Annotated in this window: 5 protein-coding genes; 1 reads left to right on the top strand and 4 read right to left on the bottom strand. The window is 69.4% G+C overall.

Annotated elements, in window-relative coordinates; genetic code table 11:
- Window positions 1–84 precede the first annotated feature (84 nt).
- Window positions 85–972 (bottom strand): hypothetical protein, encoded by an 888-nt coding sequence (locus tag HMPREF3113_RS10185; protein WP_070472014.1) that lies wholly within the window; start codon window positions 970–972, stop codon window positions 85–87.
- A gap of 92 nt (window positions 973–1,064) precedes the next feature.
- On the opposite strand from HMPREF3113_RS10185, the gene HMPREF3113_RS10180 reads away from it, so the two are divergent.
- On the top strand, window positions 1,065–2,360 hold the full coding sequence (locus tag HMPREF3113_RS10180; protein WP_026070059.1) for an acetyl-CoA C-acetyltransferase: 1,296 nt from the start codon (window positions 1,065–1,067) through the stop codon (window positions 2,358–2,360).
- A 100-nt stretch (window positions 2,361–2,460) separates the two neighbouring features.
- On the opposite strand, the gene HMPREF3113_RS10175 is transcribed toward HMPREF3113_RS10180, so the two are convergent.
- The 3 genes from HMPREF3113_RS10175 to HMPREF3113_RS10165 form a co-directional block, all read right to left on the bottom strand.
- The gene (locus tag HMPREF3113_RS10175; RefSeq protein WP_070472012.1) at window positions 2,461–3,825 is read right to left on the bottom strand and encodes a heme biosynthesis protein HemY; all 1,365 of its coding nucleotides are present in this window, start codon (window positions 3,823–3,825) and stop codon (window positions 2,461–2,463) included.
- A 3-nt stretch (window positions 3,826–3,828) separates the two neighbouring features.
- On the bottom strand, window positions 3,829–4,806 hold the full coding sequence (locus tag HMPREF3113_RS10170; RefSeq protein ID WP_070472010.1) for a uroporphyrinogen-III C-methyltransferase: 978 nt from the start codon (window positions 4,804–4,806) through the stop codon (window positions 3,829–3,831).
- A 109-nt stretch (window positions 4,807–4,915) separates the two neighbouring features.
- Window positions 4,916–5,403 (bottom strand): uroporphyrinogen-III synthase (locus tag HMPREF3113_RS10165; RefSeq protein ID WP_175440347.1); only part of this gene is annotated, 488 nt, incomplete at its 5' end.

Here is a 5,403-nt window from a genome sequence, read left to right as displayed (position 1 = left end):
CAAGAGATAAGAGCCACGCCATGCGTGGCTGCAATGAGCGATATCGATTTTCCCGAGGGAGCCGGCCAGCGGCCGGCACTACCGTCAACGCGCCAGCAGCTCGCGCGCGTCCTGTCCGGCCTCGCAATGCACGAACAGCACCGGCAGGCCATGCGCTTCGAGCACGGCGGCCATCTGCCGCTGGCGGATCAGGTACTGGTCGTAGATGCCCTGCAGGCGATCGCAGTCGCCGGTGCCGTGGTTGTAGTACGCACACCAGCCGGCGGGATCGAACAGCGCCATACGCACTTCGCCATCAGCGTATCGAAGCAGCGGCTCCGGCGCGGCATCCAGCCACTCTTCCACGTGCGGTGCCATCAGCGCGGTTTCGATTAGCGGCCACAGAATCGCCAGGCCCTGATTGTCGTACTGCATCGACATCATCGCGGCGAGATCATTCACCGTGAAATAGCGGGCGTGCTCGATCTGCGCGCCGAAGGCGTTCTGCGCCTGCAGCGCGGTATCGGCCTGCGCCATGCCCTGGGCCAGCAGCACCTCTTCCAGTGCTTCGGCCACGGCCTGGGTCTGGACGACTTCGGTGCCGGTCAGCAGGAACGGGACGACCCGCAGGCCGCCACCGGTCAGGCTGGCATCGGCCTGGAACGGCAACGGCACATCGCCGTCGGCGCCGGCACCAAAGGCCAGCACGCGCGGGCCCTGGTTGCGGCCCGGGGCGCGCATCTGCAGTTCTTCCAGGCGCCGGTGCACCGGCCAGCCCGGGCGCAGGATTTCCGCCGGATCGAAATGGGCGCCGGCGAACACGAAGTCCAGCCCGCTGACGCCGGGCACCAGCTTGGCCAGATCGCGGCCGACGCGCTCGGCCAGTTCACCAGCCTGTTCGGAGGACAGCGCGGCATGGCGCGGGGCGTCGCCGCCGGCCAGTTCCAATGCCAGTACGCCAATGGCATTCATGCCGTGGTCGGGTTTGCTCATGGTTTCACGGTTGGCCCATCACAGGGCGGCAGCTACACTTGGCCCCATTATGCCTGCTCCTTCGTGCAGGCCATGTTGCAGACACCCCTCCCATGCCAGGTATCTCCATGCCCAACGCCCGTCCCGTCGCCATTCTCGGCGGCGTCCGCATTCCGTTCTGTCGCCAGAACACGGCTTATTCGGACGTCGGCAACCTCGGTATGTCGGTGCGCACCCTCGGTGCGCTGGTCGAACGCTTCGGCCTGCACGGCCAGCAGTTGGGCGAAGTGGCGATGGGCGCGGTGATCAAGCACTCCAGCGACTGGAACCTCGGCCGCGAAGCCACGCTGTCCTCGGGCCTGTCTCCGCTGACCCCCGGTATCACCATGCAGCGCGCCTGCGGCACCTCGCTGGATACGATCATCGCGGTGGCCAACAAGATCGCGCTGGGCCAGATCGATTCGGGCATCGGCGGCGGTTCGGACACCACCTCCGATGTGCCGATCGTCTATGGCAAGAAGCTGCGCGCGCGCCTGCTGGCGGCCAACCGCGCCAAGAGCACCGGCGACAAGCTCAAGGCACTGACCCGCGGCTTCAAGCTGAGCGAGCTCAAGCCGGAGTTCCCGGGCGTGGCCGAGCCGCGCACCGGCAAGAGCATGGGCGACCACTGCGAAGACATGGCCAAGGAGTGGAACATCTCCCGCGACTCGCAGGATGAGTGGGCGGTGTCCTCGCACAAGAAGCTGGCCGCTGCCTACGAGCGCGGGTTCTTCAACGACCTGATCGCGCCGTTCCGCGGCGTGGAGCGCGACAACATCCTGCGCGCCGATACCTCGCTGGAAAAACTGGCCACGCTGAAGCCCGCCTTCGACAAGGTCTCCGGGCGCGGCACGCTGACCGCCGCCAACTCCACCCCGCTCACCGACGGCGCCTCGGCGGTGCTGTTGGCCAGCGAAGAGTGGGCGCGCGCGCATGGCCACGAGCCGCTGGCGTACCTGCGTGATTCGCAGGTGGCGGCCGTTGATTTCGTACACGGCGAAGGCCTGCTGATGGCGCCGACCATCGCGGTGCCGGAGATGCTCAAGCGCAATGGCCTGACCCTGCAGGATTTCGATCTCTACGAAATCCACGAGGCCTTCGCTGCACAGGTGCTGTGCACGTTGCGCGCGTGGGAAAGCGAAGACTACTGCCGCAACCGGCTGGGCCTGGAGGCGCCGCTGGGCAAGATCGATCCGGCCAAGATCAATCCGCTGGGCTCCTCGCTGGCCACCGGCCACCCGTTCGCCGCCACCGGCGCCCGCGTGATCGCCACGGCGGCCAAGCAGCTGGCCGAACGCGGCGGTGGCCGCGCGCTGGTCTCGATCTGCACCGCCGGCGGCATGGGCGTGGTGGCGATCGTCGAGCGCTGATCGCCGACGCAGGAAATGAAGAAGGCCGCCCAAGGGCGGCCTTCTTCGTTTCCGGGTAGATCCACGCCATGCGTGGATGTCCCAAATCCCGCGCCGGCTGTTACGGCAGGCGCGGGTTGCCGAACTCGTCGCGTTCCACGTGCAGGCGATCTTCCTCGACGTGCATGCGGCCCTGCTCCACGTGCAGGCGATCATGCACCGGCGCCGGTTCACCCATCAGCGATTGCTCTTCGACGGTGGCGCGCTCGGGCACGATCGGGTCCAGCGACGTCGCGGTCGAGGCACGGGCCAGCGCCACGCTGTCGTCGCCGCGCTGCTGGCGCAGGGCATTGGCGAAGCACTGCGAGGCCAGTGCGGTCTCGCCGCGTTCCAGGAACAGCTCGCCCAACGCTTCCCAAGCGGCCGGGCCGGCACCAGCGGCGATCGCGCGGTGCAGGTAATCCTCGGCCAGCGTGTGCTGGCGCTGACGGGCGGCAATGCGACCCAGCGCCAGCAGCAGTGCGGGGCTGGAGGGCTGGGTGGTCAACCAGCGCTGCAGGTTGGCCTGGCGCGTGGCCAGCTTCTCCACCGGCATCTGGCCGTAGAGCGTCACCACCGATTCGTCCCAGCGCGTGTCCAGCGCCTGCTCCAGGTTCAGCAGGGCCGGTTCGTCCCAGTCCAAGGCAACCGCCCGCAGGGCATAGGCCGAAACCACGTCCGGATCGCTGCGCAGGGCCTTCGGCGTGGCCTCCCACTGCGCGGCCAGTGCGTTGACATCACCGGCCTCCAGCAGCGACTGGGCCGCCAGGCGGATTTCCAGTTCGGCCACGGCGGTGTCCGGCAGCACCTTCTGCTTGCGCAGCGCGCCCAGCTGCCCGTACGCCTCATGCGCGCGATCGGCACGGGCCAGTGCCTCGGTGCGCAGCCACAGGCCGCGGGGCGGCAGCGGCTGGATCGCGGCGATGTCGAGCACGTTGATCGCATCCACCGGGCGCTCCTGTGCCAGCAGACGTTCGGCCTGCAGCAGGGCATGGCTGGTGGCGTCTTCGGCGGCCAGGCGCTGCAGATACTGGTTGACCGCGGTGTCGTCGTCGCGCGCCTGCGCGCTGCGCACCGCAGTGACCAAGGCGACAGCACTCACTTCCTTGTCTTCGGCGGCGCTGGTCAACAGCTTTTCCGCACGCTGCCAGTGGCCCTGTTCATGGGCCTGCAGGCCCTCGGTCAGGCGCGCACGGCCCTGCTTGCGGCGGTAGCGGTCCCAGGCGCGGAACGGCGAGGCCAGCAGGCTCCACAGCAGCCACAGCACCAGCAGGCCCACCAGCACCATCAGGGCGACCTGCGGCACGGTGGAGCGGTAGTCGGTGCCGCCGTAGCGATAGATCACTTCGCCGAACTGCCGCAGCTGTTCGGTGCCGAGCCACTGTGAGGCGATCACGCCCAGGGCGACGGCCAAGAGCAGGACCACCAGAGATTGAAAGGGCTTCATCGATTACCTCCCGTTACGCATCGAGCGCAGTTGCTGCAGGGTGCTGCCCAGTTCGGGCAGCGATGGACGCAGCTCGCAGGCGCGTAGTTGATGCAGTTCAGCACGTTGCTCGCGCAGAGCAGGTGAATCCGGCCACAGCCGCGGCAGCCACAGCGCCACGCGGTCCAGCGCCTGCACATAGCCGGGTTGATCGCCGCGCTCCACCGCGGCCCGCGCCAGGGTCAGTTCCAGCTGCAGCGAATCCCACGCGGCCACCCGCTCGGCCTCGGTCAACGGGCCCTGCAGGCGGGTGGGGGTGATGGTCACGAACGGTGCCAGCACCTGGTGCCACCAGGGGCTGCCAACAGCGGTATCGGCCGGGGCGTCGATCTGCTCGGGCAGCGCGGTCAGCGCCTGGGCGAACCGGCCCAGCCGTGCCTGGGTCTGCGCACGCACCCCGGGGCCCAGTGCATCCACGGCATTGCGCTCCTGCATCAGCGCCTGACGCAGGTTCAGGTACTCGCTGCCCTGCACATCGTCCAACGAGGCGGCCGCCAAGGCATACAGGCGTTTGGCGCCGTCGGCGTCATCGGCATAGGCCAGCCGCTGGCCGGCCTGGCTCAGCAACAGCTCGGCCTCTTCCAGCTGCAGCGCCTGGGCACCGTGGCGGGTGCTGTCGGCCAGCTTGGCCAGGTTTTCTTCTAGCAGGGCATTGCGCTGGCTCAGGCCGAGCATTTCATCGCGCAGCACCCGGTTGGTCGCGGCGGCGTCCTGCACGCGCTGGGAGGTCGAGCGCTGATCGCGGCGCAGCGCCTCGACACTGTCCAGCAGGCCCTGCACCTGCAACTGGGCATTCTCCTCGCGCACACGCTCCTGCGCCTGTCGCGACTGCCACTGCGTCCAGCCCCAGGCACCGCCGCCGGCCAGCACGGCCAACGCCGTGACCGGCACGATCCAGCGCAGGGGGCGGCGCGGAGAGGAAGGCGAAACAGGGTCATTCATACGGGCATCCTTGTCGCGCGCGCCGGGCAATCCGCTTGGCTGGCGAGCGACGTGGCGCACAGCATCGCCCGCCGCCCGAGCCGCCTGCAAGACCGCTCCGGCGCCCTGTTCAGGAAGATGCGGGCGGGATGAGCGCGGCGTGTGCAGCGGCAACCAGCTGCGAAGGCAACGGCCCTGCCGCCAGCTGCACCTGCCCGAAGCCGACCGCGCGCGCCTGCGCGGCCAGCCGCTCGCTGGCGGTCACCACGAGGGCCTCGCGCAGGGGGGCCTGCAGATCGTCCGGCAACTGCGCCAGCAGCAGGGTCAGTGCCTCGCCGCTGCTCACTGCCAGCACCCACGGCGTGGCCGCGTGCCGCAGCCGCTGCAGCATGCGCGGCGCAATGGGCAGCGCACGGCGGACATAGACGTTGGCCCGCAGCAGCCGGGCACCGCGTTGCTCCAGGGTCTGCGCGATCCCCCCGCGCCCGCCGGGCGCGGTCACCAGACCGGCGCGCAGGCCATGCAGATCCGCCAGGGCCGGCAACGCGAGCAGGCCCTCGCTGTCCATCCGCGCCGGCGCGGCGACGCCCTGTGCGCCCTGCCGGTCCAACGCCGCCA

It is taken from the genome of Stenotrophomonas sp. HMSC10F06 (assembly GCF_001807865.1).
In the GTDB taxonomy this organism is placed as follows: domain Bacteria; phylum Pseudomonadota; class Gammaproteobacteria; order Xanthomonadales; family Xanthomonadaceae; genus Stenotrophomonas; species Stenotrophomonas bentonitica_A.
The sequence above is the reverse complement of the archived record's forward strand: the minus strand, read 5'-3'. Positions and strand labels throughout refer to the sequence as shown.

Excerpts from the sequence above, each read along its gene's own strand:
- HMPREF3113_RS10185 (WP_070472014.1), bottom strand. The coding sequence starts at position 972 with ATGAGCAAACCCGACCACGGCATGAATGCCATTGGCGTACTGGCATTG.
- HMPREF3113_RS10180 (WP_026070059.1), top strand. The coding sequence starts at position 1,065 with ATGCCAGGTATCTCCATGCCCAACGCCCGTCCCGTCGCCATTCTCGGC.
- HMPREF3113_RS10175 (WP_070472012.1), bottom strand. The coding sequence starts at position 3,825 with ATGAAGCCCTTTCAATCTCTGGTGGTCCTGCTCTTGGCCGTCGCCCTG.
- HMPREF3113_RS10170 (WP_070472010.1), bottom strand. The coding sequence starts at position 4,806 with ATGAATGACCCTGTTTCGCCTTCCTCTCCGCGCCGCCCCCTGCGCTGG.